At 61.7% G+C, this 16,453-nt stretch carries 15 protein-coding genes and 1 tRNA gene; 15 read left to right on the top strand and 1 reads right to left on the bottom strand.

Annotated elements, in window-relative coordinates; translation table 11 throughout:
- Nucleotide 1: 1 nt before the first annotated feature.
- From flgG to secF, 12 genes are all read left to right on the top strand, one after another.
- Nucleotides 2-790 (top strand): flagellar basal-body rod protein FlgG, encoded by a 789-nt coding sequence (gene flgG / locus R3175_RS14760; protein WP_318945086.1) that lies wholly within the window; start codon nucleotides 2-4, stop codon nucleotides 788-790.
- A 33-nt stretch (nucleotides 791-823) separates the two neighbouring features.
- A complete protein-coding gene (gene flgH, locus R3175_RS14755; protein WP_318945085.1) occupies nucleotides 824-1,519 on the top strand; it encodes a flagellar basal body L-ring protein FlgH in 696 nt (231 codons plus the stop codon).
- Nucleotides 1,516-2,613: a flagellar basal body P-ring protein FlgI gene (locus tag R3175_RS14750; protein WP_318945084.1), complete on the top strand. Its 1,098-nt coding sequence runs from the start codon at nucleotides 1,516-1,518 to the stop codon at nucleotides 2,611-2,613. Before flgH ends, R3175_RS14750 begins: the two co-directional genes overlap by 4 nt.
- An 8-nt stretch (nucleotides 2,614-2,621) precedes the next feature.
- Nucleotides 2,622-3,626, top strand: a complete 1,005-nt coding sequence (gene flgJ, locus R3175_RS14745) for a flagellar assembly peptidoglycan hydrolase FlgJ (protein WP_318945083.1) — start codon at nucleotides 2,622-2,624, stop codon at nucleotides 3,624-3,626.
- 5 nt (nucleotides 3,627-3,631) lie between these two features.
- Nucleotides 3,632-5,683, top strand: coding sequence for a flagellar hook-associated protein FlgK (gene flgK / locus R3175_RS14740; RefSeq protein ID WP_318945082.1), 2,052 nt, complete (start codon nucleotides 3,632-3,634; stop codon nucleotides 5,681-5,683).
- A gap of 19 nt (nucleotides 5,684-5,702) precedes the next feature.
- Nucleotides 5,703-7,289: a flagellar hook-associated protein FlgL gene (gene flgL, locus R3175_RS14735; RefSeq protein ID WP_318945081.1), complete on the top strand. Its 1,587-nt coding sequence runs from the start codon at nucleotides 5,703-5,705 to the stop codon at nucleotides 7,287-7,289.
- Between the two features lie 138 nt (nucleotides 7,290-7,427).
- Nucleotides 7,428-7,514 (top strand) — tRNA-Leu (locus R3175_RS14730).
- Nucleotides 7,515-7,612: 98 nt separating this feature from the next.
- A complete protein-coding gene (gene queA, locus R3175_RS14725; protein WP_318945080.1) occupies nucleotides 7,613-8,689 on the top strand; it encodes a tRNA preQ1(34) S-adenosylmethionine ribosyltransferase-isomerase QueA in 1,077 nt (358 codons plus the stop codon).
- A gap of 14 nt (nucleotides 8,690-8,703) precedes the next feature.
- Complete coding sequence (tgt, locus tag R3175_RS14720; RefSeq protein ID WP_318945113.1) at nucleotides 8,704-9,825, top strand: tRNA guanosine(34) transglycosylase Tgt; 1,122 nt, start codon at nucleotides 8,704-8,706, stop codon at nucleotides 9,823-9,825.
- Nucleotides 9,826-9,907: 82 nt separating this feature from the next.
- Nucleotides 9,908-10,240 carry a preprotein translocase subunit YajC gene (gene yajC, locus R3175_RS14715; RefSeq protein WP_318945112.1) on the top strand — a complete coding sequence of 111 codons (333 nt, stop codon included), beginning with the start codon at nucleotides 9,908-9,910 and terminating at the stop codon, nucleotides 10,238-10,240.
- A gap of 56 nt (nucleotides 10,241-10,296) precedes the next feature.
- Nucleotides 10,297-12,171 (top strand): protein translocase subunit SecD, encoded by a 1,875-nt coding sequence (secD, locus tag R3175_RS14710; RefSeq protein WP_318945079.1) that lies wholly within the window; start codon nucleotides 10,297-10,299, stop codon nucleotides 12,169-12,171.
- Nucleotides 12,164-13,117, top strand: a complete 954-nt coding sequence (gene secF, locus R3175_RS14705) for a protein translocase subunit SecF (RefSeq protein WP_318945078.1) — start codon at nucleotides 12,164-12,166, stop codon at nucleotides 13,115-13,117. Before secD ends, secF begins: the two co-directional genes overlap by 8 nt.
- A gap of 114 nt (nucleotides 13,118-13,231) precedes the next feature.
- On the opposite strand, the gene R3175_RS14700 is transcribed toward secF, so the two are convergent.
- Nucleotides 13,232-14,032, bottom strand: coding sequence for an inositol monophosphatase family protein (locus R3175_RS14700; RefSeq protein ID WP_318945077.1), 801 nt, complete (start codon nucleotides 14,030-14,032; stop codon nucleotides 13,232-13,234).
- Between the two features lie 210 nt (nucleotides 14,033-14,242).
- On the opposite strand from R3175_RS14700, the gene trmJ reads away from it, so the two are divergent.
- The 3 genes from trmJ to iscR all read left to right on the top strand — a co-directional run bounded on the left by trmJ (nucleotide 14,243) and on the right by iscR (nucleotide 16,451).
- A complete protein-coding gene (gene trmJ, locus R3175_RS14695) occupies nucleotides 14,243-15,109 on the top strand; it encodes a tRNA (cytosine(32)/uridine(32)-2'-O)-methyltransferase TrmJ (protein ID WP_318945076.1) in 867 nt (288 codons plus the stop codon).
- Nucleotides 15,102-15,875, top strand: coding sequence for a serine O-acetyltransferase (cysE, locus tag R3175_RS14690; RefSeq protein ID WP_318945075.1), 774 nt, complete (start codon nucleotides 15,102-15,104; stop codon nucleotides 15,873-15,875). The genes trmJ and cysE overlap by 8 nt, the downstream gene beginning before the upstream one ends.
- Before the next feature lie 78 nt (nucleotides 15,876-15,953).
- Nucleotides 15,954-16,451, top strand: coding sequence for a Fe-S cluster assembly transcriptional regulator IscR (iscR, locus tag R3175_RS14685; protein WP_318945074.1), 498 nt, complete (start codon nucleotides 15,954-15,956; stop codon nucleotides 16,449-16,451).
- Nucleotides 16,452-16,453: the final 2 nt, after the last annotated feature.

The following is a 16,453-nucleotide window of genomic DNA, read 5'->3' as shown; positions in this document are numbered from 1 at the left end:
CATGCATCCAGCACTTTGGGTGAGCAAGACCGGGTTGAGCGCTCAGGACACCAACATGTCCACCATTTCCAACAACCTGGCCAACGTTAACACCACGGGCTTCAAGCGGGACCGGGCGGTGTTCCAGGACCTGCTGTACCAGATCAACCGGCAACCCGGCGGCCTCAGCGGGCAGAATTCCGAGCTGCCCTCCGGCCTCCAGCTGGGCACCGGTGTACGGGTGGTGGGCACCGCCAAGCAGTTCTCCCAGGGCAACCTGCAGATCACCGAACAGCCGCTGGACATGGCGGTAAACGGCCGCGGCTTCTTCCAGGTCCTGCTGCCGGACGGGGACATTGCCTATACCCGTGACGGCCAGTTCCAGCTCAATGCGGACGGCGAGGTGGTCAATCCCGATGGCTACCCCCTGGAGCCCAACATCACCGTGCCGGAGAATGCCACCAGCGTCACCATCGGCAAGGACGGCACCGTCAGCGCCGTGGTGGACAACCAGGCCAGCCCGGTGAACCTGGGCGAGATCACCCTGGTGGATTTCATCAATCCGCAGGGGCTGCAGGCCATCGGCAACAATCTGTTCCGGGAAACCAATGCCAGCGGCGATCCCACCGAGGGTGAGCCGGGACTGGCCGGGCTGGGCACCATCGAGCAGGGCTCGGTCGAGGCCTCCAACGTGGAGGTGGTGGAAGAGCTGGTCAACATGATCACGACCCAGCGGGCCTATGAAATGAATTCCAAGGTGGTGTCCACCACCGACCAGATGCTGCAGTTCGTGACCAACAACATCGGTTAACCGGGGTTGCGGACGGTTATAGAGGGTATCGGCATGAATGAGACCATCGACAAAGCACGCAGCCGGGCGACCCTGGCCCTGGTGACCGCCCTGGTCCTGCTTCAGGGGTGCACCGCGGTGAGTCGACCGCGGGCGATGCCCGATGACCCCGCCTATGCGCCGGTGAGGGCGCAGGCCATGGCGGGGCAGGACCCCCATTCCGGCGCGATCTACCAATCCTCCCGTAACTACAATTTCTACGGGGATACGGTGGCGCTGAACATCGGCGATATCCTCACCGTGACGCTGCAGGAATCCACCCAGGCCAGCAAGTCCGCCGAGAGCAGCATCACCAAGGACCAGGAACTGAGCATCCCGGAGCCGGTGCTGTTCGGTAAGGCCAACATTGGCCTGAACGCCAGCGCCAACTACGAGCGGGACTTCGAGGGACAGGCCGAGGCGGACCAGAGCAACAGCCTCGACGGCAACATCACGGTCACCGTGACCGAAGTGCTGCCCAACGGCGTACTGCGGATCCGGGGGGAGAAATGGCTCTCGCTCACCAACGGCGACGAGTTCATCCGGCTGACCGGCCTGGTGCGGCCCCAGGACATTTCCCCGGACAACACGGTGCCATCCACCCGCATTGCCGACGCCCGCATCGCCTATGGCGGTACCGGTGACTTTGACCAGGCCAACCAGATGGGGTGGCTGGCCCGCTTCTTCAATTCCGAGTGGTGGCCCCTATGACCCTGCGCCGTTCGTTTCTCATCGTCGTGTTGATGGCCCTGGTGGCGGCACCGGTCATGGCGGACCGGCTCAAGGACCTGGCGCGGATCAAGGGTGTGCGTAACAACCAGCTGGTGGGCTACGGCCTGGTGGTGGGTCTGGATGGCAGTGGCGACAAGGCGCCGTTCACCAACCAGACCTTCCGTAACATGATGAACCAGTTCGGCATCACCCTCCCGGAGGGCACCAACCCCAACCTGGCCAATGTGGCCGCGGTGATGGTGCATGCCACCTTGCCGCCCTTCGCCAAACCGGGCCAGGAACTGGACATCACTGTGTCCTCCATTGGCAATGCCGACAGCCTGCGCGGCGGCAGCCTGCTGATGACCCCGCTCAAGGGGGCGGATGGCCAGGTGTATGCCATGGCCCAGGGCAGCCTGGTGGTGGGCGGCTTTGGCGCGGCAGGGGCTGACGGTTCCCGAATTACGGTCAACGTGCCCAGCGTGGGGCGGATTCCCAACGGTGCCACCATCGAGCGGGAAGTGGTCTCGCCATTCAGCCGGGGCGATACCATCACCTTCAACCTGTTACGTCCAGATTTTACCACCGCCCGACGTGTGGTGGATGCCATCAACGGCATGCTGGGCCCCGACATGGCCTACGCCCATGACGCCACGTCCATTTCCGTGAAGGCGCCGCGGGACCCCTCCCAGCGGGTCAGTTTCCTGTCGATCCTGGAGAACCTGGAGGTGAACCCGGCGGAGGATGCCGCCAAGGTGGTCATCAACAGCCGCACCGGCACCATCGTGGTGGGCCAGAACGTCAAGGTCAGCCCGGCGGCGATCACCCACGGCAACCTGACGGTGACCATCGAGGAGAACCCGGAAGTAAGCCAGCCCGAGCCGTTTTCGGAGGGCGAGACCGTGGTCACCCCGAATACCCAGATTGCGGTGACCGAAGACCCGGCGCGGATGTTCCAGTTCGGCCCGGCGGTCACCCTCAATGACATCGTTCAGGCCGTCAACCAGGTGGGTGCCGCCCCGGGCGACGTGATGGCGGTGCTGGAAGCCCTCAAACAGGCCGGCGCCTTGCGCGCCGAGCTGATTGTGATCTAGGTGATGTGATGCAGGACCCTCGGCTTCAGCAAACACAGATCTACACCGAGTTTGGCGGCCTCAACGCGCTCAAGGCCAAGGCGCGTACCGACAAGCAGGCGGCCTTGCGGGACGTGGCGGAACAGTTCGAGGGGCTGTTCCTGACCGAGATGCTGAAGTCCATGCGCAAGGCCGGCGAGGTGTTTGCCGAGGGTAATTACCTCAACAGCCAGCAATCTCAGTTCTATCGCGACATGTTCGACAACCAGCTCAGCCTGACCCTGTCGTCGAACCAGGGACTGGGGCTGACCGACACCCTGGTGCGCCAGCTCAGCCGCCAGATTCCGGGCATGACCGAGGGGGGCGAATCCTCCGGCTCCCAGCGTCGGACGCTGGCGGATTATGATCGCAGCCTGCCGGTGTTATCCCGGGAGCTGCCGCAACGACTGGAAGCGGTGAGCCGAATGGCGACTGAGTCGCAGCCCTCGACCGGCGAAGACGCGGTGGACGCCACGTCGCTGCCGACGCGTTTCGAGTCTCCCGAGCAGTTTGTGGAACAGCTGTTGCCCATCGCGGAGCAGGCAGCGGCCGGGACCGGCATCGACCCCCGGCTGATGGTGGCCCAGGCGGCCCTGGAGACCGGCTGGGGCAAGCACATGATTGAAGGTGAGGGCGGTGAGCCCAGCCACAACCTGTTCGGCATCAAGGCCGATCAGCGCTGGGCGGGTGAGGCCGTTGATATCACCACCTCGGAATACCGGGAAGGGGTGAAGCTGAATGAGCGGGCGGCCTTCCGGGCGTATCCGGATTACCAGGCCAGTTTCCGGGACTATGTGTCGTTCCTGGAATCGAACCCCCGTTACCGCGAGGTACTGGCGGCGGCGGATGAGCCGGAGCTGTTCGCCCAGCGCCTGCAGGAGGCGGGCTACGCCACCGACCCGAATTACGCCAACAAGATTCGCCGGATCATGAACGGCGATCAGTTTGCCAGCTCGGTGGACAGCCTGCGGTTGTCCATGGGGGCTGAGGAGTAAACGCTATGGCAGGTCTGATCAACATTGGCCTCACCGGTGTGCTCGGGCACCAAGCCGCCCTCAACACCACCGGTAACAACATCACCAACGCCAACACGGCGGGCTACAGCCGCCAGGAAGTGCTCTTCGAGACCCAACCCGGGCAGCGCACCGGTGCCGGCACCATCGGCACCGGCGTCAACATCTCGGACGTTCGTCGGGTGGCCAATGAGTTCCTGGTGGAGCAGGTGCGATCCGATACCTCGCTGTTCTCCGAGCAGGAGGCGCTGAACTCCGAGTTGAGCCGGCTGGACAATCTGCTGGGTGGCGAATCCACCGGCCTGAACCAGGTGCTGAACAACCTGTTTGCCAGCCTGCAGAGCGCCTCCGAAGACCCGGCCTCATTGCCTCAACGCCAGCTGGTGCTGAGCGAAGCCCAGGCGGTGGTGGACCGGTTCCAGGCGTTGCAGGAGGAGTTTATCCAGCAGCGGGAGTCGGTGAAGACCCAGATGGAGCAGGGGGTGAAGGACGCAAACACCCTGATCAACAGCATTGCCGAGCTGAATCTGGCCATCTCGGAATCCCCGGGGCTGGCCCAGGGGCACATGCCCAATGAGCTGCTGGACAAGCGCGATGAGAAACTGCGGGAACTGTCGGAGCTGCTCAGCATTCGGGTGGTCCCGAGTGAGGGCAGCCAGGTCAACGTGCTGTTACCCGACGGTCAGGCGCTGGTGCTCGGGGGCGAGGCCTCGAAGCTGGGTACCCGCGATAGCTCGGAGGACCCCACGTCGCTGGAGTTCACCCTGACCACCGCCGGTCGTACCCTGGTGATTGATGATCAGGTGACCGGGGGCAAGCTGGGCGGGTTGCGGCGTTTCGAACGGGAAGCCCTGCACCGGGCCTTCGACGAACTGGGCCGGGTGGCCGTGGCGCTGGCGGACAATCTCAATCACCAGCATGAGATCGGCATGGACCTGGAAGGCGACCTGGGGGGGCTGTTCTTCTCGGACATCAACTCCGACGCCGCCAAGCGTAGCCGGGTCATCGCCAATGCCGACAACCAGCCACCCAAGGACGGCGTGCTGGGGGTGGAGATCAGTGACAGCGGCGAACTTCAGGCGGGCACCTGGAACCTCCGCTTTACCGGTGATGGTCGGGACTTCGAGGTGATCGACCGGGCCACAGGTCAAACCGTCAATCAGGGCCGGCTGCCGGATCCGTTGCCGGCGGAAATCTCCATGCCCGGCTTCAACATCCAGATTGAGAGCGGTACCTTCAATGCCGGTGACAGCTATCTGATTCAGCCGACCCGGCTGGCGGCGGAGAGCATGGAACTGGAGGTGGCGCGGGAAGAGGACCTGGCCTTTGCCAGCCCGGTTCGGGCCGAGAATGACATCGGTAACAGTGGCACCGGGGTGATCGACCAGGGCGAGATGCTGAACGTCCGCAATCCGTTGTCCAATGGCATATTGCCGGAGTTCCAGACCCAGGGCCAGCTCAGCCCGCCGTTGGAGATCCGGTTCCGGGATGACGGCGGGACCCTGGTGTACGACATCCTGGATGCGACCGATCCGACCAACGTGCTGGTGGCCGGGGATGCCTCGGCAGTGCCGCCGCAGAATGTTTTTCAGGCCGGCATTTCCAATGACCTGTTCAGCGAAGATCCGCAGGACCCCAATTACCGGGGCTTCCAGTTCTCCATTAGCGGCGAACCGCAACCAGGAGACAGCTTCTTCATTGACTACAACACCAATGGGGTGTCGGACAACCGCAACGCCGAGAAAATGGCCATGCTGGCCACCGCGAATACCATGGACGGCGGCACCCAGAGCTTCACTGAGGGGTATGCCGGACTGGTGGAAAACGTCGGGGTTCAAACCCGGCAAAGCCAGCTTGATCTCGATTCGAGTCAGACCTTGTTGGAGCAGTCCACCAACCAGCGGGAGTCAGTGTCCGGCGTCAACCTGGACGAAGAGGCCGGTCGATTGATCCAGTTCCAGGCGGCGTACAACGCCTCGGCCCAGGTGATGAGCGTGGCCCAGAGTCTGTTTGACACCCTGCTGGCGACGTTCAGGTAAGGTCCGGGAGAAAGAACTCATGATCAGGATATCCTCACAGCAGATATTTTCAGGGGGCATCAACCGCCTGCAAACCCTGAACGGGACCCTTCAGCAGACCCAGCAGCAGATCTCCACGGGCAAGCGGGTAAACAGTCCGTCGGACGATCCGGTGGCCGCGGCCCGCATCCTCAAACTGGATCAGGAGGTCGCCCGTATTGAGCAGTTCCAGCGCAATGCAGGACTGGCTGACAATCGTCTGAACCAGGAGGAAAGTGCGCTGACCAGCGCGGTGGACGTGATCCAGCGGGTGCGGGAACTGACGGTGCAGGCGGGTAACGGGACCTTGTCCCAGAATGACCGCCTGTCCATTGCGTCCGAACTGCGGCAACGCCTGGATCAGCTGGCCACGGTAACTAACACCCGTGATGCGTCCGGTGAGTACATATTCAGCGGTTTCCAGGGCGAGACGCCGGCCTTTGGCAAGAACATCTCCGGCCATTACGTGTACCAGGGTGACGAAGGGCAGCGGACGCTGGAGATTGACGAAGGCGTGAGCGTGGCCATTAGCGATCACGGCAAGGGCATTTTCGTTGATATTCCCGCTGCAGATACCACGTTCTTCGCGGAGGCCAGTCCCAACAATCAGTCCGGGGCCCAGATCAGTACCGGCATGGTGCTGGATCAGCAGGTGTACGATGAGTTCGTAAGCAGCATCAACGGCGACGACCTGATTGTTCGGGTGCAGGATACCGATGCTGACGGCACCGCCGACACCTACGAGATTGCGGCAAAGACCGATCCGGGGACGGTTCTGGACTCTGGCGCCTACACCAGTGGTGAAAGCATTCTGTTTCAGGGGATTCAGTTTGAAATCACCGGCGCCCAGCCTGGCGACGCGTTCAATATCAAGACGTCGGACAAGCAGTCCGTGTTCTCCACCATCGAGAAGCTGATCTACGGATTGGAGAACCAGGTGAAGGGAGCTGCTGTCGCGACCGTCGACGGCGCCACCGGGTTCACCCCCAACACCGGGGATGTGTTGCACATCAACGGGGTTGATGTGGGGCCCTTCACCGCCGGGGACACCATCGCTGACCTGGGTGCCGCCATCAACGGCAATTTTGACCTCCAGGAGATGGGGATCACTGCCGAGGTCGTCAGTGGCGAGTTAAGGATCACATCCCAGGGGCAGGACATGCGTATCACCACACTCGACGAGAGTGTAGACCCGCCCGTATCGACCTGGACCGGCGATCTCACCATCGCCGGCGCCAAATTCGAGGATCTCGATGTAACCGCCGGGGCGGGCGTGACGTCGGCGAATTACGAAGGGGGGCAAGAGGCGTTTGACGACCTCATCGCCGATTCGTTGACCAACCTGGACAACGCCCAGGACAATATCCTGCTGACCCAGACCGATATTGGTGGGCGCCTGAATGCGGTGGAATCCACCACCGTATTCCTGGAGGACTCCTCCCTCTATACCAAAGACATCCGCTCCCAGCTGCAGGACGTGGATTATGCCGAGGCCATCAGCACGCTGAGCTTCCAGAGTTTCGTGCTGGAGGCGGCCCAGGCCTCGTTTGCCCAAGTGTCCCGGCTGTCGCTGTTCGACCGGTTGTAGGGCGTCTCTGGGGGGCGTCCGGGGAACCCGGCCTCAGTGCGGATGTCTCGATACCGAGGGCCGGCCGGGTAGACAACAAAACTCCGGCATTGTGTTGATTTCACAGTGTGCGTCAGTATAATTCGCAATCTCTCCGATGCCAGCGTGGTGAAATTGGTAGACACAGGGGATTCAAAATCCCCCGGGGTAAAACCCGTGGCGGTTCGAGTCCGCCCGCTGGTACCACTTTTTTCTAACAAGTCGTATGCCGGGGCCTGTTTGCCGAGCCGAGTTTGCCCGGACCACTCACCCGCGGCCCGCGGTTCCATTGAACAGTCCTTTCGATGAATGTCTCCGATTTTCACTTTGATCTGCCGGACGAACTCATCGCCCGCTATCCGCTGCCTGAACGCACCGCTTCTCGTCTGTTGACCCTGGATGGGCTCAATGGTCGTACCGAGCACCTGCATTTCCGGGATCTGCCGTCACTGCTCCAGCCGGACGACCTGCTGGTGTTCAACAACACCCGGGTGATCCCCGCCCGCCTGTTCGGACGCAAGGAAACCGGCGGTCAGGTGGAAATCCTGGTGGAGCGCCTGCTCGATGATCGGCAGATCCTCGCCCACGTCCGCGCGTCCAAGGCGCCCAAGCCGGGGCAGCGCATCCTGGTTGAGGACGGCACCGCCTTCCTGATGAAGGAACGGCAGGAGGCCATGTTCGTACTGGCCTGTGAGGCCGCCGAGCCGGTGATCGAGGTGCTGGAGCGTGCCGGTCACATGCCGTTGCCACCCTATGTGGACCGGCCCGACGAACAGTCGGACCGGGAGCGGTACCAGACCGTCTACGCGCAGCAGGCGGGGGCGGTGGCGGCACCGACCGCCGGCCTGCACTTTGACGACGAGTTGATCCAACGTTTGCGCACGCAGGGCGTCAATACCGCCTTCGTGACCCTGCACGTGGGGGCGGGCACCTTTCAGCCGGTGCGGGTGGATCGGGTGGAGGACCACACCATGCACAGCGAAGTGGTGCAGGTGCCGGACGAGACTGTCGAGGCGGTGCGTCAGACCCGCGAGAAGGGTGGGCGGGTGATTGCCATCGGCACCACCTCGGTCCGCTCCCTGGAGTCCGCGAGTCGTGGTGGGGTGTTGCGCCCCTTCCGTGGTGAGACCGACATCTTCATACACCCCGGGTATCGCTTCCAGACCGTCGACGCCATGGTGACCAATTTCCATCTGCCGGAGTCCACGCTGATCATGCTGGTCAGCGCCTTTGCCGGCTACGAGCACGTCATGGCGGCCTACCAGGAAGCCATTCGCGAGCGTTACCGGTTCTTCAGCTACGGTGACGCCATGTTCATTACCGGCCAGGAGCCCAGTTTGGGGGCGCTGACCGCTTCGACACCGTCGGGAGAGGTATCGTGAGTAGTGGCTGTTTTATGTCGTTTGAGAAACTCGGTGAGGACGGTAAGGCCCGCCGCGGGCGTCTGACCTTCCCCCGGGGCGTGGTGGAGACACCGGCCTTCATGCCGGTGGGAACCTACGGCACGGTGAAGGGCATGTTGCCCCGGGATATCGAGGAAATCGGTGCCCACATCATTCTGGGCAACACCTTTCACCTGATGTTGCGGCCGGGTACTGAGGTGATCAAGGCCCACGGCGATCTCCACGACTTTACCCAGTGGCAGGGCCCCATCCTGACCGATTCTGGCGGCTTCCAGGTGTTCAGCCTGGGGGAGATGCGCAAAATCACCGAACAGGGCGTGACCTTCCGCTCGCCGGTGGACGGATCGCCGGTGGAGCTCAATCCCGAGATCGCCATGCAAGTTCAGCGGGACCTGGGCTCCGACATCGTGATGATCTTCGACGAATGCACGCCGTACCCGGCCACCGAGAAGCAGGCCCGGGAGTCCATGGAGCTGTCCTTGCGTTGGGCCGAGCGTAGCCGCCGGGCCCATGGCGACAATCCGGCGGCGCTGTTTGGCATTGTCCAGGGCGGCATGTACCCGCAGCTGCGGGAGCGATCACTGGAGGGGCTGGAGGCAATCGGCTTTGACGGCTATGCCATTGGCGGTCTGTCGGTCGGGGAGCCGAAGGAGGATATGATCCGCATCCTCGACCACCTGCCACCGAAAATGCCGCAAGACAAGCCGCGTTACCTGATGGGCGTCGGGCGGCCCGAGGACATTGTCGAGGCGGTCCGTCGCGGCGTGGACATGTTTGATTGCGTGATGCCCACCCGCAATGCCCGCAATGGCTACCTGTTCACCTCCACCGGCATCGTCAAGATCCGTAACGCCCGTCATCGTCACGACACATCGCCGGTGGATGATCAGTGTGACTGCTACACCTGTGAGAATTTTTCGAGAAGTTATCTCCATCATCTGGATAAATGTGGAGAAATGCTTGGCTCGCAGTTGAATACAATCCACAATCTGCGCTACTACCAGAACCTGATGGCCGGTTTGCGCGGGGCCATTGAAGCAGGTACATTGTCCGACTTTATCGAGGCCTTTTACGCCCGTCGGGGTGAGGCGGTGCCGCCTCTTGCAGATTCCTGATTTCGCCCCCATAAAGGGGCGGCATTCCTATTTTGTAGAACGGAGAAGTTGAATGAACTTGATCAAACTGTTGGTTGCCGCAATGAGTGTTGTTCTGCCGGGCGTGGCCCTGGCCCAGGAGCCGGGTGCCGGCCAGATGGGCGTGATGGGCCAGGTTATCTTCTTTGCCGGCTTTATCCTGATCTTTTACCTGCTGATCTGGCGTCCCCAGTCCAAGCGTGCCAAGGAGCACAAGGCGCTGATGTCCGGCCTGAACAAGGGCGACGAGATCGTCACCTCCGGTGGGGTTGCCGGCAAGATCACCAAGGTTACTGACGACTTCATCGTGGTCGAGATCGCCGACAACGTGGAAGTGAAAGTGCAGAAGGTCGCCGTTGCCGCCGCGCTGCCCAAGGGTACCCTGAAGGACATCTGAGTCGCCCTCTGATACCGCCGTATTGAGTTCGACGACTGGTCAACACAAGGGATCCCATGCTTAACAAGTATCCGCTATGGAAAAACCTGGTCATCCTGTTTGCTCTGGTGATCGGGTTCGTTTACGCGCTGCCCAACCTGTACCCGGATGACTTCGCGGTACAGATCACCGGTGCCCGCAGCAGCACAGAAGTTGACCAGCGCGCGCTCGACCGGGCCATAGGCGCCCTTGAAGACGCTGGCATTCAGGTCAAGGCCTATTCGTTGCAGGGCCGCAACGGCCTGATCCGCCTGAACGGGGCTGAAGATCAGCTCAAGGCCCGCCCGCTGGTTCAGGCCAAGCTGGGTGAAGACTACCTGGTGGCGCTGAACATGGCGCCGTCCACCCCGGAATGGCTGCGTGCCCTGGGAGCCGGTCCCATGAAACTGGGTCTGGACCTGCGGGGCGGTGTCCATTTCTTGCTGGAAGTGGACATGGACGCGGCCCTGGAAACGCGGCTGGAGGCGTTTGCCAGCCAGATCAAGCGGGAGCTCCGGGAAGAGCGCATCCGCTACCGTGGTGGCGACCTGATGGGGCAGCGGGAGATCGTGTTCCAGTTCCGGGACGAAGAGGCCCGGGACGAGGCGTTCGACCTGATCAAGCGTCAGCACAACCAGTTCCTGCTGGATGAGCGCACCGAGGGTGGCCAGTTGCAACTGGTATTGACCCTGTCCGAGGCGGAGGTGAAGTCGATCCAGGACTATGCCCTGGAGCAGAACCTGACCACCATCCGTAACCGGGTCAACGAGTTGGGTGTCGCCGAGCCACTGGTCCAGCGCCAGGGTGCGGACCGCATCATTGTCGAACTGCCGGGGGTGCAGGACACCGCCCAGGCCAAGCGGGTACTGGGGGCCACGGCCAACCTGGAGTTCCGTCTGGAGGCGCGTCCCGATGCTCCCACCAGTTCCACCGAAGTCTACCCGTTCCGGGATAACGAGAACCGTACCGCCCGTCTGGAGCGTGAGGTGATCGTTACCGGCAACAACGTCGCCAATGCCCAGCAAGCGTTTGACGAAAACGGCCAGCCCCAGGTCAACATCACCATGGACGCCGTCGGCGGTGACCTGATGCACCGGGCCACGCGTAACGCCATCAAGCGCCGGATGGCGGTGCTGTTCATCGAGTTCAAGACCGAGACCGAGTATCGCGAAGTCGATGGTGAGGTCCAGGCCTTCGAGCGTCGGGTGGAAGAGCGCGGCATCATCAGTCTGGCCACCATCCAGTCGGCGCTGGGCAGCAGCTTCCGCATCACCGGGCTGGATTCCATTCCCGAAGCCTCCGAACTGGCGCTGCTGTTGCGGGCCGGCGCGTTGGCGGCCCCCATGTATTTTGTGCAGGAACGCACCATCGGGCCTTCCCTGGGACAGCAGAACATCGACGCCGGCATGATGTCGGTGGCGCTGGGCTTTGCCCTGGTGCTGGTGTACATGCTGCTGTACTACCGCGGCTTTGGCCTGGTGGCCAACGTTGCCCTGACGCTGAACCTGATGTTGCTGATGGCGTGCATGTCGATCCTGTCCGCCACCCTGACCCTGCCGGGAATTGCTGGCATAGTGCTGACGGTGGGCATGGCAGTGGATGCGAATGTGCTGATCTTCGAGCGTATTCGCGAGGAGCTGCGTGCCGGTGTGCCGCCACAATCGGCCATCAATGCCGGTTACTCGCGGGCCTTCGTATCGATCTTTGATGCCAACATCACCACCCTGCTGGTGGCGGTGATCCTGTTTGCCATGGGTTCCGGTCCGGTGAAAGGGTTTGCGGTCACGCTCTGCCTGGGCATCCTGACGTCCATGTTCTCCGGTCTGATGGTCAGCCGCAGCATCGTGAACCTGGTATACGGCGGCCGCAAGGTCGAGAAGTTGTCGATCGGAGGGAAGCTTGCCAATGTCTGAAGTAACTAAACAGCCGTTCGACTTCATGGGCCTGCGCAAGGCGGCTTCGGTCGTGTCCATTGCCTTGCTGATTGCCTCGGTGGCGATGCTGGCGATGCGCGGACTGAATCTGGGACTTGATTTCACCGGTGGCACCTCGGTGGAGCTGGAGTATCAGCAACCGCCTGCTCTGGAGGACGTTCGCGAGACTCTGAGTGAGGCGGGCTACGAACAGTTTGTGGTCCAGAATTTCGGTGATGACAACCTGGTGCTGGTCCGGCTGGCGGAATCCGAAAACGACAAGCTGGCGGAAGACATTGCCGCCACCCTGGCGGCCAATGGCGATGAGCTGCGACTGATCAGTTCCGAGTTCGTTGGCTCCCAGGTGGGGGAAGAGCTCAAGGAAGACAGTGGTCTGGGGCTGCTGATTGCGTTGGCAGTGGTGCTGATCTACGTGGGGATGCGCTTCCAGTTCAAGTTTGGCATTGCCTCGGTGCTGCCCCTCGCTCACGACGTCATCATCATTCTTGGCATCTTCGCCCTGTTCCAGTGGACCTTCGACCTGAGCGTGCTGGCAGCACTGCTGGCGGTCATCGGTTATTCGCTGAACGACACCATCGTGGTGGCGGACCGGATCCGGGAAAACTTCCGCAAGATGCGGGAAGGGGATTCCGAGCACATCATCAACGAGTCAATCCACCAGACCATCGGCCGGACAATCAATACCTCTGGTACCACGCTGGTGGTGCTGTTTGCCCTGTTCTTCCTGGGCGGTGAGGCCATCAACAACTTCGCCATCGCCCTGATCATCGGGGTGATTGTGGGGACCTATTCCTCCATCTATGTCTCGGCCAACCTGTTGGTGGTCTTGGGCGTCACGCGGGAAGACATGATTATCCCGCCGAAGGAGGGAGCTGGCGAGGCCGAGGAAGAGGAGCAGCCGCCGGAGTGGCTCAATCGGATGTAGGGCTCACTCAGGACGAGTCAGGCCCATTAAAAAGGCCGCGTCGGGTTTACCGGTGCGGCCTTTTTTGTGGCTGCTGCTGACGGCGGGCTGAACCGGTCCGTCAGTGGGCAGGTGTTAGCGAGGGAGTCGACCCTGGAACGGATGCAGGGTCTTGAGGACTTCCTTGAACAGCTTTGGATTGGCGATGACCAGCTGCTTGGCCGCGCTGGTGGACGGGTTGCCGGAAAAATCGCCGGCCAGGGCGCCGGATTCCATCGCGATGGTGAGGCCCACCGCCAGATCTTCCGGCTGAGGGCGGAAGATCACCGCCGCGTCCAGGTGTCCGGCAGCCACGCGGGCAATGTCGAGGGACGCGCAGCCGGCCGTGTGCAGCTTGCCGGCCTGCTGGGCGAGGGTTGCCGTCAGCTCGCCCCACAACAGGGGATCGTCTGCGCCTTTGCACTGGTCCAGCAGGTTGGTCACCAGGCTGGCTTCGGACAGGTGGCGGGTAGTGCCGGTGCGCACCCGGCGGCTGTTGAGTGCCGCCCCATGGCCGCGACTGGCGGTGTATTCCTCACCGGTTACCGGGTTCACCAGCAGCAGGTTCTCGGTACGGTTACCCTTTTTCTGGATTAGCGCCAGGGCAAAGTCCGGAAGGTTGCGCAGGAAGTTGTCCCGACCCAGGACTGGGAAAATGTGCCAGGTGTGTTCCGCATTGCCGGCGTCAGCTTCGTTGATGGGCGCAATCACATGGTCCTTGTACGCCTTTTGAAGCTGCTCGGAGAAGTTGTCGTAGATCGACTGGGCTACTCGGTCCAGTTGCCGGCCGCGTTCGATCGGGTCCTTGTCCGCAGGATCCTGGCGTTCAAAGTGGGCTTTCAGATAATCCGAACCCTGTCGCGCGACGCGCAGAGCCATTTTAATTGCTGGTTGCATCAGACTGTACGTTACCTGGGTGTATGGAAGGTCGCGTATCATATCAAAACCACGTCTGGCCTTGTACGTTTTTTGGCTCGGTATTGTCACGGACTGGGGGTCCAGGACGGGCAGAGCAGGAAAGTTCGTTTCGGCATGTCCGAACGGGCGGTTGGGGGGGGGATTCTGGTATCATGGCCGTTTTTTACGATCCACAGAGAATTGTCAGTCATGCTCAAGCAAGCGCTACCGGGTGAAGCAGCCCAGTCCAATTACGATCAGGTTCGCATTGTACTCGTTGAGACTTCCCATTCCGGTAACATCGGTGCGGTTGCTCGGGCAATGAAAAACATGGGGCTTAGCAACCTCTGGCTGGTGAACCCCGAGTCGTTTCCGGACGAGGCGTCCTATGCCCGCTCCTCCGGTGCCTCCGACGTCCTTGACTCGGCCAGGGTGGTGAGCAGCCTGGACGAGGCGATTGACGATTGTGTGCTGGTGATGGGCACCAGTGCCCGCGGTCGCAAGGTTCCGTGGCCGGTGATCGCACCCCCGCAGGCGGTGGAAAAGGTGGCGGGGCACGTCGACCAGGGGCCGGTTGCCCTGGTGTTTGGTCGGGAGAATCATGGCCTCAGCAACGATGAGTTGCAGCGGTGTCATTTCCATATCCATATCCCATCCAACCCGGATTACAGCTCACTGAATCTGGCGATGGCAGTGCAGGTGGTTTGCTACGAACTGCGCATGCATTTCCTGCGCGGCCTTGAAGAAAGGGAGAGTAAACCCTATCTGGGATCAATGACTTCACCGGGCGACCATGGTTGGGACGTACCCCCGGCATCGGTGAAAGAGGTCGAAGGATTTTTTGGGCACCTTGAGTCTACACTGGTGGATATAGCCTTTCATCGAAGGGATAACCCGCGTCAGCTGATGACGCGGTTGCGCAGATTGTTTCAGCGGGCCCAGATGGATCAGATGGAAATCAACATTCTTCGGGGGGTACTGACCGCGGTCCAGAAGGCTGCCCGGGACCAGGGCTCGGCCGCCTCCAAGGTTAGCGCCGGAGCATCAACCGACAAGCAGGACGAAAACCATGTTTGATGGACTGAAGGAAGACATTCAGAGCGTATTTCACCGGGATCCGGCGGCTCGCAACACTTTTGAGGTGTTGACCAACTACCCCGGGCTGCACGCGCTGCTGTTTCACCGCTTTTCCCATTGGCTCTGGAATCTCGGGCTCAAGTGGCTGGCGCGGACCTTTTCCACCATCGCGCGCTGGCTCACTGGTATTGAGATCCATCCTGGAGCGCAAATCGGTCGACGCTTCTTTATCGACCACGGCATGGGGGTTGTGATCGGGGAGACGACAGTGATTGGTGATGACGTGACCCTGTATCAGGGCGTCACCCTGGGCGGCACCAGCTGGAACAAGGGCAAGCGCCACCCAACCCTGGGCAACGGCGTGGTTGTGGGCGCCGGCGCCAAGATCCTGGGGCCGTTTGAAGTGGGTGAGGGCGCCAAGATCGGCTCCAATTCAGTGGTCACCAAGGAGGTGCCTGCGGGCGCGACGGTGGTGGGCATCCCTGGCCGGGTCATTGTGAAGCAGAAGTCCGACCAGGATACGCGGCGGCGCGAGATGGAGGAGCGTATGGGCTTCGACGCCTACGGCGTGACCGACGAGATGCCGGACCCGATGGCCCGAGCGATGCGCAGCCTGCTGGATCACATGCATGCTGTGGACGATCGCATCGAGAACATGTGCAAGGCCCTGCAGAAGGTGAATGCCGATTACCGTAATGGCGCCTTGCCCCCGCTGGACGACACGGATTTCGATTGCGTCCGGGAAGAGAGCGGCAAGGAACGCTGAATACTTGACTGAAATAGTTGGTCAATTCATACTCAAAAGCCGTCAAGTATCCATACTCGCACCGTCGAGGCTAATCCTATGCGACTGACCACCAAGGGCCGGTACGCGGTAACCGCCATGCTCGATCTTGCGCTGCATGGCGGGGAAGGGCCGGTAAGTCTGGCCGATATCTCCGTGCGCCAGGAAATCTCCCTGTCCTACCTGGAGCAGCTGTTCTCACGCCTGCGGCGTCATCAGCTGGTGGCCAGTGTCCGCGGCCCTGGTGGGGGTTATCGGTTGAGCCGCAGCACCGACGCCATCTTCATTTCGGAGGTGGTGGATGCGGTGAATGAGTCGCTCGATACCACCCGGTGCGGCAACAAGGGCGATTGCCAGAAGGGCGAGAAGTGTCTCACCCATCACCTGTGGTCCGACCTGAGTAACCAGATTCACCAGTTCCTGAGTGAGATCAGTCTGGCCGACCTGATGAACAAGCGCGAGATTCGGGACGTGGCGGCCCGTCAGGATCGTCGTCAGGAAGCCGAAGAGTCTGAGACCATCAATACCGAGCGTCTATCCGACCGTGCGCCGGTGTAACA

Origin of the sequence: Marinobacter sp. (assembly GCF_033722735.1) — a bacterium.
GTDB lineage: Bacteria > Pseudomonadota > Gammaproteobacteria > Pseudomonadales > Oleiphilaceae > Marinobacter.
The sequence above is the reverse complement of the archived record's forward strand: the minus strand, read 5'-3'. Positions and strand labels throughout refer to the sequence as shown.